The following is a 16,569-nucleotide window of genomic DNA, read 5'->3' on the forward strand; positions in this document are numbered from 1 at the left end:
GGGTACGCCGGTCGTTCAAGGATGCGGGCCCGCCCCCGGCGAAGCCAGGATGGCGCCTTACGCACGACGTGAAGCGCGAGCCTCGGGAGACCCCTACTTGTGAGCATCCTCAACGAACCCCACGGTGCGACGCCGGCCGAGGACTCGTACGAGAACGAACTGCCGGTCAGGCGCAAGCAGCCCGGCAACGTCGTGGTGAAGTGGCTGACGACCACCGACCACAAGACGATCGGCACGCTGTATCTGACGACGTCGTTCGCGTTCTTCCTGATCGGCGGTGTGATGGCGCTGCTGATGCGCGCCGAGCTGGCCCGGCCGGGTATTCAGATCATCTCCGCCGAGCAGTACAACCAGGCTTTCACGATGCACGGCACCGTGATGCTGCTGATGTTCGCCACCCCGCTGTTCGCCGGATTCACGAACTGGATCATGCCGCTGCAGATCGGTGCGCCCGACGTGGCGTTCCCGCGGCTGAACATGTTCGCCTACTGGCTCTACCTGTTCGGCTCGTCGATCGCGGTCGGTGGCTTCCTCACCCCGCAGGGCGCCGCCGACTTCGGCTGGTTCGCCTACTCCCCGCTGTCGGACGCGGTCCGCTCGCCGGGTATCGGCGCCGACATGTGGATCATGGGTCTGGCCTTCTCCGGCTTCGGCACCATCCTCGGCGCGGTCAACTTCATCACCACGATCATCTGCATGCGCGCACCGGGCATGACGATGTTCCGCATGCCGATCTTCGTGTGGAACGTGCTGCTGACCGCCGTCCTGGTCCTGCTCGCCTTCCCGGTCCTGGCGGCCGCGCTGTTCGCCCTGGAGGCCGACCGGAAGTTCGGGGCGCACGTCTTCGACGCCGCAAACGGCGGCGCACTACTGTGGCAGCACCTCTTCTGGTTCTTCGGCCATCCGGAGGTGTACATCATCGCGCTGCCGTTCTTCGGCATCGTCACCGAGGTCATCCCGGTCTTCTCCCGCAAGCCGATCTTCGGCTACATGGGCCTGGTCGCCGCCACCATCGCGATCGCCGGTCTGTCCGTGACGGTGTGGGCGCACCACATGTACGTCACCGGCGGTGTGCTGCTGCCGTTCTTCTCCTTCATGACCTTCCTGATCGCGGTCCCGACCGGCGTGAAGTTCTTCAACTGGATCGGCACGATGTGGAAGGGCAGTCTCTCGTTCGAGACACCCATGCTCTGGGCGACGGGGTTCCTCGTCACCTTCCTCTTCGGTGGTCTGACCGGTGTCATCCTGGCCTCGCCGCCGATGGACTTCCACGTCTCGGACTCGTACTTCGTGGTGGCGCACTTCCACTACGTGGTCTTCGGCACGGTCGTCTTCGCGATGTTCTCCGGCTTCCATTTCTGGTGGCCGAAATTCACGGGCAAGATGCTCGACGAGCGCCTGGGCAAGATCACCTTCTGGACGCTGTTCGTCGGCTTCCACGGCACCTTCCTGGTCCAGCACTGGCTGGGCGCCGAGGGCATGCCGCGTCGTTACGCCGACTATCTCGCGGTCGACGGCTTCACCGCCCTGAACACGATCTCCAGCATCAGCTCGTTCCTGCTCGGCCTGTCGATGCTGCCGTTCCTGTACAACGTGTGGATGACCGGCAGGTACGGCAAGCCGGTCGGCGTGGACGACCCGTGGGGCTACGGCCGCTCGCTGGAGTGGGCGACCTCCTGCCCGCCGCCCCGGCACAACTTCGTCACCCTTCCCCGCATCCGCAGCGAATCCCCGGCGTTCGACCTGCACCACCCCGAGATCGCCATGGCGGAGCAGGAGGCGCACCACGGCAAGCGCGACGCGCTGGAGACGCCGGGGCGTGAAGGCGGCCGCCCGTGACATCGGCGAGCCGGCACGGCGCCCCGCTGGACCGGCAGGGTCGCGCGCTCGCCAACGAGGTCGAGGGTTATCTGCTCCTGTGCGCGGAGCAGGAGCGGGCACAGCGCGAGGCGGAGGCCCTCTGCGCGCGCCTTTCCTGGCTCACCTCCGGGCAGGCCGAGGACCTCGCCCACCATTACACCGAGCTGCGCCGCGAACTGACACGGCAGATCCTGCAGGCCACGGCCGACCGGGCCAAGCGTCTGCGCGCCGAGTACGAGGACCGCTACGCGGCTCTGCGCCGCACCCTGCTCAGACGGTACGCCGCCTGCGCCTGTCTGCTGTTCGCCGGTTCGGCCACGATCGGCGCGGGAGCGAGTGTGCTCGTGCGGTGACGGGGCGGTGGTCCTCGGGTGGTCCCCGGGCGGTTGGGGGGACCGGCGGACCGAGCGGTGCCGCTCATACCGGGCTCAGCGGGTGTGCCGCCGTGTCGGACCGCGGCGGCCAGGCCTGCGGGGAGAGGATGCCCAGCACATAGGCACGGGCGACCAGGGCCGGGCGGGTCGCGGCGCCCAGGAGGTCGCGCAGGCGGCTCAGGTGGTAGTCCACCGCCTGCCGGGACAGATGCAGCGTTCCGGCGACGTCCGCGTTGCTGCGCCCGGCGGCCAGCAGGGCGAGTATCCGCACCTGGGTGGCCGTCAGGGGCGGCTGCGCCTCCTGGCGCAGGCCGAGATGGGTGATGACGGCCCACACACTCGACACGCGCTCCGCGGTGCGGCAGACGGTGCTCAGGTGCACCCGGGCCCGGCGCTGCCAGCCGTCACCGTCGACGAGCACGGCGGAGGCACGCGCGCTCCTGCGGCGTCCACCGACGAGGTCGTCCCAGATCCGGTGCAGGGCGCCGCGTTCCGGTGTCTTCGCCAGCAGGTCGTCGGCCGGCAGCCCGACGAGGTCGGAGAGGCGGACGCGCAGGAGTTCGGCGACCGCGGTGCCGGCCTCGCCCACCCGGCCGTCCGGGGACAGCCGTAGGCAGGGCAGCCCGCTGTGGTCACGCAGGGCCTGTAAATCCTCCTCGGCTCTGCGCCGCTGGTCCAGCACCCGGGTGTAGTCGGTGACGTCGACATAGATTCCGGCCACACAGCGGTCCGTGCCCCAGCGGACGGGGAACCGATAGCCCGCGGCGTGCCCGGGGGTGCCGTCGGCACGCCGGTAGGTGAGGGTGTGCCGGACCGGCCGGCCCTGTGTCAGGACGTCCCTGTCCAGGGCGAGGAACCGGGTGACGTCCTCCGGGCCGTCGAGGTCGGCGAGGTGGCGGCCGATCACGTCCTCGCGCGTGGTGCCGTACAGGTGGGCGTAGGCGTGATTGGCCCACAGGTAGTGGCCGGAGGCGTCGCGGACGAACGCCGCGGCCGGTGTGAGGTCGGCGAACGAGGCGTAGGGGCCGTGGTCCGGCCGGCCCGCCACCTCGACCGCCACCCCTCTGCTGCGGTGCCGGTCGGCGCCTTCGTCGCGGGCCGGCCAGTTCACGTCGAACGTCCGGCCCTCGAAGCTCGCCTGGTAGGGGCCGGCGCCGGCCGGGCCGGCCGGGCCGCCGTGGTCGGCGCAGAGGGTCTCCAGGAAGCGGCGGGCGGTGCGCTCGTCGTCGAACGCACCACCCCCGCTGTCGACCACTCTCAGTCCGCCGTCGGCCTCCCACCAGGACACCGGAAGGGGCGCGAGCAAGGCTTTGAGATCGGACTCGTTCACGGCCCAACTCCTTCAATTGTCCACCACATTACGTTGAGTAACACCTCATGCGTATCCCGTCGCGAGTCAGGCATGCGGAGCGGGTCTCCCCCGGGCCCCTTGGCACCCGACGGGCACTACCGCATCACCGGACCTTCACATGTCGGTGATGCCGCGCACCAGTTGGGCATTTGCCTGAGCCGTTCGGGCGGCACGGCCGCCCGGGCGGGGGCCGAGGCTGGTTCGCTTGAAGGAGACGGCGCGGTCCGCGACCGCTCCACCCCGAAGTCATCGAAGGAGTTGGGTATTCGTGAGCAAGGTGCTGTACGTGCATGCCAAGGGCGGACCCCCCGTGGGATACGCCCTGACGCGGGTGGCCGCGAGGGCGGCGGTGCACCTGCTGGCACTCAGCGAACTGCCCCCCACCGTGGCGGCGGACGCCGAACGGCGCTGCGCCTCGATCGTCTCGGCCCTCGATACACCGGGAGGTGACGGCTTCGCGAAGACACCGCGGGGCGGCCCCGCCGAGGAACAGCAGGGCGACCTCGTCCAGCTCATCACCGACCGAGCCCGCGAGGTGGGCGCGTCCGCGGTCGTGACCTTCTCCGAGTACGCGGTGGTGGCGGTCGCCGAGGCGTCCCGGCGGCTCGGGCTGAGGGGCGCCGGGCCCGCCGCCGCGCTCGCCCGCGACAAGCGGCTGATGCGCGCCGCCTGGCAGCGGCACGGCATACCGCAGCCGCGGTTCCGTGCCGTCACCGACCTCGCCGAACTGGAGCGCGCAGCCGCCGAGTTGTCGTTCCCGCTGTTGCTGAAGTCCGCGTGGAGCGCCGGTTCGACCGCACACCAGATCATCGCGGGGCCCGGGGAGGTACGAGAGGCCTGGCGGCGGTCGCGGGAGGTGATGGCGGAGTCGGCGCTGCTCGGCTTCGCGGAACTGCACGTGGCCGGTGCCTGCGAGGACTTCATCGTGGAGGAGATCGTCAGCGGGTGTGCCGAGGAATGGTTCGACGGTTCCGGCTGGGGCGACTACGTCAGTGTCGAGGGCGTGGTCGTCGACGGTGACTTCCGGCCGGTCTGCCTGAGCGGCCGGATGCCGACGGTGGCGCCGTTCACCGAGCGGGCCGGCATCGTCCCGGCCGCGGTCGGGAGCGAGGCCCAGAACCGGATCGTGGAGCTGGCCCGGCGTTCGGTGGACGCCCTGGGTCTGGAGAACTGCGGTACCCACACGGAGATCAAGCTGGGCGCGGACGGCCGGATGTCCGTGATCGAGACGGCCGCCCGGTTCGGCGGCGCGATGACGGTGCCGCAGATCGAGGAGGTCTTCGGGCTCGACCTGATCGGGATGTTCACCGACCAGCTGCTCGGCGGCTCTCCGGCATGGCCCGCACGGGCGCTGACGCCCGGGGACGCCGAGGGTGCGGCGGGCTGCCTGGTGGTCCTCGCCGTGCACGGCGACGGTTCCCCGTGGCCGCGGCGCCATCGGTGGGACCCCGCCGCCGTCGTCCGCTGCGCGCCGATCGGCGAGGGCAGCACTCTCGCGGTCGTCGGCGAGAGTTCACTGCCGGACGGGCACCCCGTGCCGGTCTACGACCCCGCCGCCGGCGCCAACACCATGGCGGGTCTGTGCCTGTTGTCGGCGGACCGGCCGCAGTCCGTGGTCCGTGACTTCACCGCCCTGGTGGACGCCCTGCCGGACATCCTGCCCACGGACGTCACCGAGGGGGCCTGGGCATGACTCTCGCACTCGAGGAGGAGGGTGTGCCGGACGCCTCGGGCGACCGCACCGTCGTCGGCGCCAACCTGTCGCTGCCGTTGTTCCGCGCCCTGTCCGGGGTGCTGGCCGGGCACCCGTACCTCAAGGTCGTGGTGGACCGTGCCGAGCACACGTGGCACCTGCTCGACACCCGTGTGCACCCCTTCCACGTCAACTACATCGCGACCCGGGTCCTCGGCCTGACCCTGGCCGAACTGGACGCCGACCTGGACGCGTTCAACGCCTCCGTGTACATGGACCCCGAACGCCGGTTCCTGCTCGGCGTGCTGTCCCTGCACACCGACGAGGAACCCGACGGCATCGAGCGGCCCTTCCTGGTGCTGGAGACGACCGAGGCGGACACCATGCACGGCGCGTTGCTCGAGGAGTTCTACCTCTTCGTGCGCGGCCGGGTGGACGGGCGCCTGCCCCTGCTGCTGAAGCCCGCCAACCACGGGCAGGAGAACGAGCTGGCCGCGGTCAGCGAGGTGCGCGTACCGCGCATCCTCAGCCACGAACTGTTCGGCGACCGGACGCGCACCTGCCTCAATCCGGGCGAGGCCGAGGGCCGGCTGCGCTATTTCCGCGGGACGGCGGAGTACGAGCGCGCCGCCGCGGAGCTCGGCTGGTCCGACATCGTCGCGATGCCCACTCTGCCCGACGACGTGCCCCGGATCGCCGGATTCATCAACACGGTCCCCACCACTCCGCTCTCGCACACCAATGTCCTGGCCTCGGGCTGGGGCATACCGAACGCGATAGTCCGCGACCTGGACGAGCTGGTGGAGCGGGACGGTCTCGACGGCGCCTGGGTGCGCTACCGGGTGCGGGAGGACGCCATCACCCTGGAGCGGCTGTCCCGTAAACCGGCGCTGCAGAGGCCGGCCTGGCACCAGCAGCGCATCCGGATCGAGACACCGCTGCTGGACGACGCGCCGGTCCTCGAACTGCACCGGCTGCGACTCGCCGACCGGGACAGCTACGGCACCAAGGCGGCCCACCTCGGGGAGCTGCATCACGTCCTGGACAGCCGTTCGGCGGACCTGACGGCCTTCTACCGGCGGCCGCGTCCGCCCCGGCCCGATCTGCTCGGCCATCTCGCCGCCCGGCTCGGCGAACCGGGCGCGACCACTGAGCGGTTGCGGTTCGCGGCGGCCGAACGCGTGGCGGAGACGGTCCGGGCGCCCGAGGGCGTGGCGCTGCCCTTCCGCCTGCACCATCTCTTCCTGACCTCGTCGCCCGCCCTGCAACAGGGCATCGGCAAACTGAAGATGGCCCTCGAGCTCGAGGCGTTCGACGTGATCGACTCCCTGTCGCTGAGCCTGCAGAGCCTGGTGCGCGGTACGCCGGTGCCCGACGAGGTGGCGCGGGCGATCACCGGATCGGTGGCGGACCTGCTGGCCGACGGGCGCCGGCTGGTGGTGCGCTCCTCCTCGAACGCCGAGGACCTGCCCGGCTTCTCCGCCGCCGGTATCTACGACTCGGTCACCACGGTGCGCGGCGCGGAGCAACTCATGGACGCCGTGCGGCAGGTGTGGGCGTCCCTGCTGTCGCCGCGCAGCGTGCGCATGAGGCACCAGGTCGGCATCTCCCTGGACGACACCTACATGGGCGTGATCGTCCAGGAGTATGTACCGGCCGACCTCGGGGGTGTGCTGGTGACGTGCAATCCGACCCGCCGCGACGACTTCCGCAACGTGTATCTCAACTGCACGTCCGGCTCGCCGGAGCGGGTGGTCGACGGCACGGTCCTGCCGCACCAGTACCTCTACAACACCGTCGAGGGCGGCGGGCGCACGGTCGACGTCGGCTCGTCGGGCGAGGACCTGCCGGCTGCCACCCGGACGTCGCTCGCCCGACTGTCGCTGGTGGGGCGGCTGTTGCAGTCGCACTTCGGTGCGGGCGATCCCGACGAGGCCCTGGACATCGAGTGGCTCATGACCGCCGAGGGGGCCTTCCACCTCGTCCAGGTCCGCCCCTACGCCCGGTGAGGCGCCGTATGCCCGCCCTGTGGCCCTCTTCCCCCGGGCCGGTCCCGACTCCGGCCGCGCGGCGCATCATCCGCCTCAACAACGGCTTCCAGCTCCTGTTCAACCTGCTGTGGTGGATGCCCGTCTTCTACGCCTACCAGCGTGACGCGGGCCTGTCCGACGGCCAGATCTTCGGCATCCAGAGCATCTACTACATCGCCTTCTGCCTGTTCGAGATACCGACGGGGGCCATCGCCGACCGTATCGGTGCCCGCAACTGCCTGCGCGCGGGCGCGGTGGTCATGACGGCCGCGAACCTGACGCCGGTGCTGGCGCCGTCGTACACGGGCTTCCTGGTGCACTTCCTCGCCATCGCCGCCGGGCGGTCCCTGACGTCGGGCGCCGCTAGCGCCTACCTCTACGACGGGTTGCGGGCGGAGAAGGCGGACGCCCACTACCTGAGGGCGGAGGGTACGGCGCGTGCTCTCGGGCTCGCGGCCAAGGTGGTGTGCTGGCCGCTCGTCGGGCCGCTGATGGTGCTGGCCCCGCAGACGCCGTACGTGCTCAGTGCGGCGAGCGCGGCCGCCTCGCTCGGTTGCGCCCTGGCCCTGCCGCGGCTCGCCGCGGACGGTGCGGGCACCGGGCGGCGGGCCCGTACCGGGCGCGGTGGAACCCTGCTGCGCGACGCGGGCGCCGCCTGGCACACCCTGCGGTCGTCACCGTGGCTGGTCCTGTTGATGGTGCAGGGGGTGGCGGTCTTCACGCTGTCCCGGATCTGCCAGGTCAACCTGTTCCAGCCGGTGCTGCTGGAGCACGGGATCGGGGAGGGTGCGCACGGCGGTGTGCTCGCGGCGATGACGGTCGCCGAAGCGGTGGCGTCGGCCCGCCCCCAGTGGCTGGGGCGCCGGCTGCCGCCCGCGGTGTGGGTGTCGGTGCTGAGCGTGGCGCTGGCCGCCACCCTCGCGGGCACCGCCCTCGGTGGGCCCTGGGCGGTGGTGGGGCTGTTGTGCGCGTTCGCCGCGATCACCGGGTTCGTCTATCCGGTGCAGCGCAAGCTCGTGAACGATGCGATACCGGCCGACGCTCCGCGGGCCACGCTGCTGTCGGTGGAGAGCATCGTGGACCGAGGGGTGTGCGCGGTGGCCGCGGTCGCCGCGGGCGCGTATCTCGCGGCGGGCCGGCTCGACGCGCTGCTGTGGCACAGTGCGGCGGTCACCTGTGTGCTCATACCGGTGCTGCACGTGTGTCTGCACCGGACGCGTCCGGGACGGGTTCGGGCCGGGGCCCGTGGCACGGGTGCGGGACGCCGGGACGCCGGGGTGGGGGCGCCGGAGGAGCCCGTCGCGCTGCCCGTCGACGAGGGGGCGGCACCACGGACGTGAGCCGGTCCCGGGCGGTGGGCGTCCCGCCTGACCCGCGGCCGTGAGGCGGCCCCCGGCGGCCCCTACGGGAGTGCCCGGGCGGCGAGTGTGCCGCCCGGGCGCACGGGATCCCGTCGAACGCGTCCCGCGCTCGGCGCCGGCTGTCGCTCCAGGCTCAGTTCGCCGTGGAGGAGGCGCGGCGCGGCAGCTTCCAGTTCGGCCGCGGGAAGTGGCAGGTGTAGCCGCTGGGGTAGCGCTCCAGGTAGTCCTGGTGCTCGGCCTCCGCCTCCCAGAAGTCGCCCACGGGCTCGACCTCGGTGACCACCTTGCCCGGCCACAGGCCGCTCGCCTCGACGTCCGCGATCGTGTCGAGGGCGACGCGGTGCTGCTCCTCGTCGGTGTAGTAGACGGCGGACCGGTAGCTGCGCCCGAGGTCGTTGCCCTGGCGGTCCTTCGTGGTCGGATCGTGTATCTGGAAGAAGAACTCCAGGATGTCGCGGTAGCTCGTGGCCGTGGGATCGAAGAGGATCTCGATCGCCTCGGCGTGGTCGCCGTGGTTGCGGTACGTCGCGTTCGGGGTGTCTCCGCCGCTGTAGCCGACGCGCGTGGACACGACGCCCGGCTGCTTGCGGATCAGGTCCTGCATGCCCCAGAAGCAACCGCCCGCCAGCACGGCTCGCTCTGTTCTCCCGGTCATCGGTCGCTCCTTCACGTTCGGGCCCGGCGCGCTCGGCGGCGTGCCGGTCTCACGATCACTCAGCCTATTACCGTCCCGGAGCGCCCGGCCGACGGCCGCTCGGGGATCTGCTGATGGAACCGGACAGCGGCTCGGATGATTCCCGGTCGACGCTCCCGCCGGCGCTGCCGCCCGGACGGTCAGGCCGCGTTCCCGCCGGCGCCCGGGGCGGGTCCCGGGGCGACGGAGAAGGACAGGACGAGGCCGTCGGGGGCGGCGTGCGCGGAGGTCAGTGCGACGCCGTGGGGCAGGCCGGTGACGGGCACGGTCCGGGCCCGGAGCCGGTCCCGCAGTTCCGGCGCGGCGGGCAGGCCACCGAGGTCGTCGACCGCCACGCTGCGGCCGAGGACGCTCACCGTCGTGGGCGTGACCGTGAACGTGTCGGACGTGGTGGACAGCCCGGCCCGCACGGTGACCGGCAGGCCCAGGCGGCCGACGCTCCCGCCGAGGATCAGGTCGCCGTCCCGGCCGCCGGCCGTCAGTCCGTCGCCCAGCGCGCCCAAGCGCCGGGTGACCTGGTCGTATCCGATGGTGGCGGTGCCGGTGCCGCCGGCGCTCGCCCCCTTGGTCGTGACGTCCTCCAGACGGACGCTCACATCCATCACGGTGTGCTGACGGTGGACGTCCTCGGCGTCGACCTCGACGTCGCCGACGTCCCCGCCGAGGGTGCGCAGCCCCGCGAACGGCGTGGTGAGATCGGCGTGCACGGGCCCGTGGGGCCGGAGCCGGTGTACCGCCCGGGCGACGACGCGCCGCTCGGTCCGGTGCTCGACGAGCAGGTCGGTCGCGCACACGAGGCCGGCCAGGGCCGCGGCGAGCGCGAGGAGGACGCGAATCTTCGTCGTCCGGCGGTTCGATGTCACGTGGTCACTTGCTCCGGATCGGTCGGGACGGGAACGGGGACGGGCGGGGACGCTCAGGCGTGCAGGCGCGGCAGGATCCGGTCGAGGCGGCGGGGCAGCCACCAGTTGGCCCGGCCGATGAGGAACATGGCGGACGGCACCAGGATCAGGCGGACCACGGTGGCGTCGACCACCACGCTGATGGCCAGTCCCAGGGCGAGCATCTTCACCACGACGGTCGGCGAGGTGGTGAAGGACAGGAACACCGCGGTCATGATGAAGGCCGCGGCGGAGATCACCCGCGCGGTCGCGGAGAGTCCCTCGCCGACGGCGAGCCGGTTGTCACCGGTGCGGTGCCAGGCCTCGGCGATCCGGGACAGCAGGAAGATCTCGTAGTCCATGGACAGTCCGAAGACGATCGCGAACATCATCATCGGCACGTACGACTCGATGGGCACCGGCTCGGAGAGCCCGAGCAGCGCGTCGCCCCACCCCCACTGGAAGACCGCGACGAGCACGCCGTAGGACGCGGCCGTGGTGAAGAGGTTGAGGACCACGGCCTTGAGGGGGATCACCAGGCTGCGGAAGACGGTCATGAGCAGCAGGAAGGCGAGGACCAGGACGATGCCGATGACGACGGGCAGCCGGTCGCCGACGGTGTCCCGGAAGTCGGCCTGGCCGGCCACGCTGCCGGTGAGGTAGGCCTCGGCTCCGCTGCCGTCGAGGGCTCGGGGCAGCGTCCGCCCGGAGAGGGTGTCGAGGAGGACGTCGGTCGCGGTGTCCTGCGGCCCGGTGGCCGGGGTGACGGTCGTGACGAGGATCTTCCCGTCCGTGCTCGCCCTGAGCGGGGTGAAGGAGGCGACGCCGCGGGTCTTCTCGAGCGCAGTGGTGACGTCGCCGGAGATCCGGTTGACGGGCGTCCGCGACCCGCGCACGTCGATCACCGTGACGACCGGGCCGTTCGCGCCGGCTCCGAAGCCCGGCCCGCCGGCCTGCGCGATCCAGTCGTACGCGCTGCGGGTGCTGCCGCCCGGCCGGTCGGCCCCGGCGTCGACGTGGCCCAGGCGCATCGACAGCAGCGGTGCCGAGAACACGGTCAGGAGGGTGAGGCCGAGCGCCAGGAAGGTCCACGGGCGACGGGCGACGAGTTCCGCGTAGCGGTGCCGGCCGTCGTGCGCTCCGCTGTTCTCGGCGACGGGCCGGCGCAGCCCGAGCCGGTCGATGCGCCTGCCGACCAGGCCGAGGGCCGCCGGGACCAGGGTGAGGGCGGCCGCGGCGGTGACGGCCACGGCGAGGACGGCGGCCAGACCGATCTTGCCGATGAAGCTCAGCCCGCAGGCGTACAGGCTCAGCATGGCCACGGCCACGGTGACGGCCGCGATGAGCACCGCACGGCCGCTGGTGCGCGTGGTGCGGGCGGCGGCGTCCACCGGATCTCGTCCGTCGATGAGGTCCTGGCGGTAGCGCGTCGTCAGGAACAGGGCGTAGTCGATGCCGACACCCAGGCCGATCATGCCGGCCAGGGTCGTGGCGGAGGTGGCGAAGGAGAGGGTGGCGGCGACGATGCCCACGATGCCGAGGCCGACGCCGACGCTGATCAGGGCGGTGACCAGCGGCAGCAGCGCGGCGAGAACGCTGCCGAAGGCCAGCAGGAGGATGACGAGGGCCGTGAGGACGCCCACGCCCTCGCTCAGTTTGTCGTCGGCCGGCTCACGGACCACCTGGTCGAGGTCGCCGCCGTAGGCGACGCCGAGTCCGGCCGCGCGAGCGGGGTCGGTCGCCGTGTCGAGTCGATCGGTGTAGTCGTGGCCGAGGTTCTTCAGTTGCTCGTCGAAGGAGACGGTCGTGTAGGCGGTGCGTCCGTCGTCGCTGGTCACGAGCGTGGACGCGGTGGTGACATGCGGCAGGCCACGCAGAGCCGCGAGTGTCCGGTCGACCGCGGGCTCCTGGTCGGCCACCGTGCCGGTGCCGGTGTGGAACACCACCTTGCCGTTGGGCGCGCCCGCTTGTGGCATGGAGCCGGTGAGCAGGTCGGCCCCGGTGTGCGAGGGCGTGCCGGGCATGCTGATCTGATCGCTGAAGGTGGGCGCGGCGAGGTGCCGCCCGGCCAGCGCCGTGGCGAGGACCAGCAGCCAGGCGGCGATGACCATGAGCGGATGCCGGGCGCACCAGGCGCCGAGACCACCGAGGCCACCGCCGTCCACGGGAGCGGGGCCCGCGGGAGGGAGCGCGCCGGGGCGCGTTCCGGCCGTTGTTTCGGGGTGCTGCGAGGGTCCGGGCATCGGCGCCTTCCGGAGTGGGTGTCACGGGTGACAGGCACTCTAGAGATAAAATGGCATGCATGACAATTGGCATGACTGACAGAAGCCCGTCCATGGTGGTTAGGTGTGACACGCATGCCGTTTGACAGCCGCGACACCATGGCGGAGGCTTCGCCTCATGCCGAGTGAGACCACCCCCGCCGGACTGCGTGAACGCAAGAAGGAGGAGACGCGGCGCCTGCTGCTGGAAGGGGCCGCACGGCTGTTCAGGGAGCGCGGGTTCGAGGCCACCACGGTCGCGGACATCGCCGCACACGCGAACGTCTCGGTGCGGACGTTCTTCCGCTACTTCGAGAGCAAGGAAGCGCTGCTGCTCCCGGACGGCGTCCAGATCTTCGCCTACGTCGAGAACGCCCTTGCCGAGCGCCCGGCCGGTGAGGAACCCCTGGAGGCCGTGTGCAACGCCCTGCTGGCAGCGGCCGCACCGTTCGCGGCCTCCACCCTGACCGCCCTCGGCCATCCCGTCGAGGACATCGAGCACGTCGTCACGGCCCGCCTCGTCCAGGCCTTCTCCGACTTCGAGGAGCGCCTCACCGTCCTGGTGCAGCGCAGACTGCCCTCGGACACGCCGGACGCCGACCTCAGGGCGGCCGTGATCGCGTGCGCCGCGCTCTCCGCGGTGCGGGCCGTGCTGCGGACGCGCCGGGCGCGGCGCGCGTCCGGCATCACGGACAGCGGCCCGGCGGCCCTGCTGCGGGCCTTCGGCTTCCTGCGCGAGATCGGATCTCCCGTCACGGGTCACGGCACCTGAGCGGAGAGCCGCAGGCGAGCGTCCGTCGTTCGGGCGCCGCTGTCGCGGGACGCGGCCGCCGTCGGCCGGGACGCGACGAGCGACCGCCGTCCAGCCCGGACGCGGTACGCGGCCGCCGTTTCCGCCAGGGTGCCGCACGTGACCGCCGTTGGCCCGCGCCGCCCGTGGCGGCACCCTCGCGCGGTTGTCATCCGGCCACGTGGTCCGGCGAGTCGTCCTCCCGCCGTTCCTGCCTCATGCCGGGCAGCCGGCCCTGGGCTGTATCCGCGGTGCGGCTCACGTCCGGCGTCGGCAGCAGCACCAGGACCTCGTCCCCGGCGGCCCAGACGCGCCGTTCGGCCTTGCCGGGGCAGAGCCGAAGGCCGTCGTCGCGGCGCACGCCGTGCGCTCCGGAGATGCGGTAGCCGATCGCGCACTCACCACGTCGCGACGCCGCCGCGACCACCGTCGCGAAGGAGGCCTCGCGCCCCGGCGGCACGTAGTGGGTGGCCGGACGCAGATCCAGTGCCCCGCCCCGCGTGGCGAAGATTTCGGCGAACACCGGGGCGAGAGCGGGACGGTGGGCGATCTGTGCCATCAGCAGCGCGGTCAGCTCACCCCGGACGACCGCGTCGGACACCGGTCCCAGCGGGGCCAGGGCCCGGCTTCGGTGGTCGCACAGCTCCGCCACCGCCGGCAGCGCCCGGCCCGCTTCGTCCTCCCGCGACCTCAGCATCAGCAGGATCAGCAGGGTCCGGTCGTCGGGCCGTTCGCAACCGGCGCCGGCGCCCGGATCCGGCCCGAGCACGATGACGCTGTCGTAGCCGAAGACGTCGAGGGGGCGCAGGGTCTCCGGGCGGAGCAGGTCGCCCACGTGGTACGCGACGTCGAGCACCGGGGTGTCCGGGGGGCCGGCGGCCCGCGTCGCCGCCGGGCCGGTGCCCGAGCCGGCGTCCGAGCCGGTGACCGGGGCGGCGTCCGAGCCGAGGCCCGAGCCGGAGCCCGAGCCAGTGACCGGGCCGGTGACCGGACCGGCGTCCGAGCCAGTGACCGGGCCGGTGACCGAACCGAGGCCCGAGCCGGCGTCCGAGCCAGTGACCGAACCGAGTCCCGGACCGAGGCTCGGGCCGGTGTCCGCGTCGGTGACCACGTCGAGTCGGGAGCCCGGTGGGGAGGTTCGGCGCAGGACGTCCACGATCAGCGGGGCGCGCCGGTTCCAGCCCAGCAGCAGTGTCCGGCGGCACCTCTCGGGCTCCCGCGCGGCCGGAGCCGGCGCCGTGAGGTCGACGTACTCACGGCAGTCGGCGAGGGCGGCGGCGGTGTCGTCGTCGTGTGCGACGACCACCAGCCGGTCCCCCGCCGTGAAGACGGTCTGCGGCGCCGGGGTGAGCAGAGGACGGCCGTCGGCCCGCACCAGGCCGACGACGCAGGCCTCCGCGAAGCGCAGCACGATCTCCGCGAAGTCCAGCCCCGCCAGTTCCGGGGCGTCGACCAGATGGAACTCGGCCCCCGCGAAATCGAGGAGGTCGCGCAGCGCGGCCGGCAGTCCGGGACGCCGGGCGGACTGCACCAGCAGCTGTGCCGTCGTCAGGTCGGTCTCCAGCACCGTGCCCCGCTCGCCCACCGCCGGTTCGGCGACCGGCAGATAGCGCCCGTCCCGTACCGCGGCCACCACCGGCGGCCCGGCCTCCGCGCCGAACAGCGCCCTGAGGGCCAGCAGGGTACGCACGACCTCCAGGTCGGCTCCGGTGTCCTCGGCCGGCAGCACCAGGACCGAGCAGGCCTCGGCAGGAGTGACCAGCGCCAGGGCCCCTGGATCCGCCGGGGATCCGCTACGGCAGACCAGCCGGACCTTCCCCGTGGGGCCCAGCGCGGCCCGGAGCGCCTCCTCCATCTCGGTGGTGTCCCGGTCGGCGAGCACGGCGACCGCCCCCCGCCCACGCCCGCTTCGGGCGGTGACCAGTTCACCGACCACCGTGAACACCTGGTCCGACCAGCCGAGCACGACCGCGTGCCCCCGCTCCAGCACCGTCGAACGCCCCCGCCGCAGTTCCGCCAGCCGGTCGCCGAGCCCCGTGGTGATCACTCCGACCAGGGTCGACACACACAACAGGGCGATCAGGCCGAGAAGCACGGCCAGCAGCATCCGCAGCGGCGCCCCGGTCACCGCGCCCAGGCGCAGGGTCTCCGCACTGGTGCGCCAGACCGCCGTGAGCCGGCCGGACAGGGAGCGGGGCGCGGTGGGGTCCATCCACACCAGCAAGGTGCTGACGGGCACCACGATCGCGAGGCAGCACAGGGCCAGCCAGCCGAGCAGCGTGCCCGTGCTGCGGGCCAGTGTTCTGTCGAACAGATAGCGCGCCCGGTCCCGTAACGAAGCCTGCCGCCGCTCGGCCACATCCGCCCCCGATCTTCACCGCACGGGTCGTCGGAGACGTAGAGTGCTGGTTCGGCGGCCGCGACATGCCGTGCCCACCGGGTCATTCATCCTTTCGGGAGAATGCCTGACCGGTCGTCATACGGCGGGGCGGGAGCGGGTGACGTCCGCGGCGGGTGGCGGGCCGTCCGCGAGTCGGGCGTTCACCGGCGCGTCCGCGCGGGAGCTGCCGAAGAGGCCGTGGACCGCGTGCGGCCCGGGCCCCAGACGGTGTCGTGCGCGGCCCGGTCGGCCCGGTCGGCCGGGGCGGTCGTGCCGAAACCCCCTGGCAGGAGTTGCCCTCCCCCCGTTCGGTGGAACCCTGAACGGTATGGGCAAGACCGCGCTGATCGTCATCGACATGATCAATACGTACGACCACAAGGACGCCGATCTGCTGCTCCCGTCGGTGAGAGAGGTCGTACCGGTGGTGACCGGGCTCCTGCGGCGGGCGCGGGAGCACGACGTACCCGTCGTCTACGTCAACGACAATTTCGGCGAGTGGCGCTCGCATCACGGAGAGCTGCTGGAGCACGCTCTGGCGGGGCCTCACGCGGACCTCGTCGAACCTCTCCGGCCCGATGAGGGCTCGCTCTTCGTCCTCAAGGCCCGGCACTCGATCTTCTTCGAGACACCGCTGGCGTATCTGCTCCAGCAACAAGGCATCCAGCAGGTGGTGCTGTGCGGTCAGGTGACCGAGCAGTGCGTGCTCTACTCGGCCCTCGACGCCCACATCCGCCACCTCGACGTGATCGTCCCCAGAGACGCCGTGGCCCACATCCACGAGGACCTCGCTCAGGCGGCGCTGCGGATGATGGAGCGGAACATGGGTGCCCGGGTGTGTGCGAGCGACGACCTGTGGACGTGACCGTTCGCCGCGGACCCGCGCAGGCCGAT

General features: G+C 72.1%; 12 protein-coding genes. 7 read left to right on the plus strand and 5 right to left on the minus strand.

Annotation, left to right across the window (positions count from 1 at the left end; all coding sequences use genetic code 11):
• The first annotated feature begins 99 nt into the window (after positions 1–99).
• Together ctaD and ACGFT2_RS07860 are read left to right on the plus strand one after the other, a co-directional pair.
• Positions 100–1,839 (plus strand): cytochrome c oxidase subunit I, encoded by a 1,740-nt coding sequence (gene ctaD, locus ACGFT2_RS07855; protein WP_393274609.1) that lies wholly within the window; start codon positions 100–102, stop codon positions 1,837–1,839.
• Entirely contained in the window at positions 1,836–2,213 is a 378-nt protein-coding gene (locus ACGFT2_RS07860) for a hypothetical protein (protein ID WP_393274611.1), read from the plus strand. Before ctaD ends, ACGFT2_RS07860 begins: the two co-directional genes overlap by 4 nt.
• Positions 2,214–2,277: 64 nt before the next feature.
• Here the strand turns inward: ACGFT2_RS07860 and ACGFT2_RS07865 are convergent, their stop codons facing one another.
• A complete protein-coding gene (locus tag ACGFT2_RS07865; protein WP_393274613.1) occupies positions 2,278–3,564 on the minus strand; it encodes a helix-turn-helix transcriptional regulator in 1,287 nt (428 codons plus the stop codon).
• Between the two features lie 289 nt (positions 3,565–3,853).
• On the opposite strand from ACGFT2_RS07865, the gene ACGFT2_RS07870 reads away from it, so the two are divergent.
• Genes ACGFT2_RS07870 through ACGFT2_RS07880 form a run of 3 tightly spaced genes read left to right on the plus strand, consistent with a single transcriptional unit; the run spans position 3,854 to position 8,648 of the window.
• The gene (locus tag ACGFT2_RS07870) at positions 3,854–5,278 is read left to right on the plus strand and encodes an acetyl-CoA carboxylase biotin carboxylase subunit family protein (RefSeq protein ID WP_393274615.1); all 1,425 of its coding nucleotides are present in this window, start codon (positions 3,854–3,856) and stop codon (positions 5,276–5,278) included.
• On the plus strand, positions 5,275–7,287 hold the full coding sequence (locus tag ACGFT2_RS07875) for a PEP/pyruvate-binding domain-containing protein (RefSeq protein WP_393274617.1): 2,013 nt from the start codon (positions 5,275–5,277) through the stop codon (positions 7,285–7,287). Before ACGFT2_RS07870 ends, ACGFT2_RS07875 begins: the two co-directional genes overlap by 4 nt.
• A gap of 8 nt (positions 7,288–7,295) precedes the next feature.
• Positions 7,296–8,648: an MFS transporter gene (locus ACGFT2_RS07880; RefSeq protein ID WP_393274619.1), complete on the plus strand. Its 1,353-nt coding sequence runs from the start codon at positions 7,296–7,298 to the stop codon at positions 8,646–8,648.
• A gap of 154 nt (positions 8,649–8,802) precedes the next feature.
• Here ACGFT2_RS07880 and msrA read toward each other — a convergent pair whose 3' ends face one another.
• From msrA to ACGFT2_RS07895, 3 genes are all read right to left on the minus strand, one after another.
• Positions 8,803–9,324 carry a peptide-methionine (S)-S-oxide reductase MsrA gene (gene msrA / locus ACGFT2_RS07885; RefSeq protein ID WP_393274621.1) on the minus strand — a complete coding sequence of 174 codons (522 nt, stop codon included), beginning with the start codon at positions 9,322–9,324 and terminating at the stop codon, positions 8,803–8,805.
• 179 nt (positions 9,325–9,503) lie between these two features.
• Entirely contained in the window at positions 9,504–10,226 is a 723-nt protein-coding gene (locus tag ACGFT2_RS07890) for an LmeA family phospholipid-binding protein (RefSeq protein ID WP_393274623.1), read from the minus strand.
• A 53-nt stretch (positions 10,227–10,279) separates the two neighbouring features.
• A complete protein-coding gene (locus tag ACGFT2_RS07895) occupies positions 10,280–12,409 on the minus strand; it encodes an MMPL family transporter (protein WP_393274624.1) in 2,130 nt (709 codons plus the stop codon).
• 235 nt (positions 12,410–12,644) lie between these two features.
• Between ACGFT2_RS07895 and ACGFT2_RS07900 the strand changes: the two genes are divergently transcribed.
• Positions 12,645–13,277 (plus strand): TetR/AcrR family transcriptional regulator, encoded by a 633-nt coding sequence (locus ACGFT2_RS07900; RefSeq protein ID WP_393274626.1) that lies wholly within the window; start codon positions 12,645–12,647, stop codon positions 13,275–13,277.
• Between the two features lie 187 nt (positions 13,278–13,464).
• On the opposite strand, the gene ACGFT2_RS07905 is transcribed toward ACGFT2_RS07900, so the two are convergent.
• Positions 13,465–15,654 (minus strand): NAD-binding lipoprotein, encoded by a 2,190-nt coding sequence (locus ACGFT2_RS07905; RefSeq protein ID WP_393274628.1) that lies wholly within the window; start codon positions 15,652–15,654, stop codon positions 13,465–13,467.
• Positions 15,655–16,003: 349 nt separating this feature from the next.
• On the opposite strand from ACGFT2_RS07905, the gene ACGFT2_RS07910 reads away from it, so the two are divergent.
• Positions 16,004–16,540 carry a cysteine hydrolase family protein gene (locus tag ACGFT2_RS07910; RefSeq protein ID WP_393274629.1) on the plus strand — a complete coding sequence of 179 codons (537 nt, stop codon included), beginning with the start codon at positions 16,004–16,006 and terminating at the stop codon, positions 16,538–16,540.
• Positions 16,541–16,569 lie beyond the last annotated feature (29 nt).

The sequence above is a fragment of the Streptomyces sp. NPDC048514 genome (genome assembly GCF_043199955.1).
In the GTDB taxonomy this organism is placed as follows: domain Bacteria; phylum Actinomycetota; class Actinomycetes; order Streptomycetales; family Streptomycetaceae; genus Streptomyces.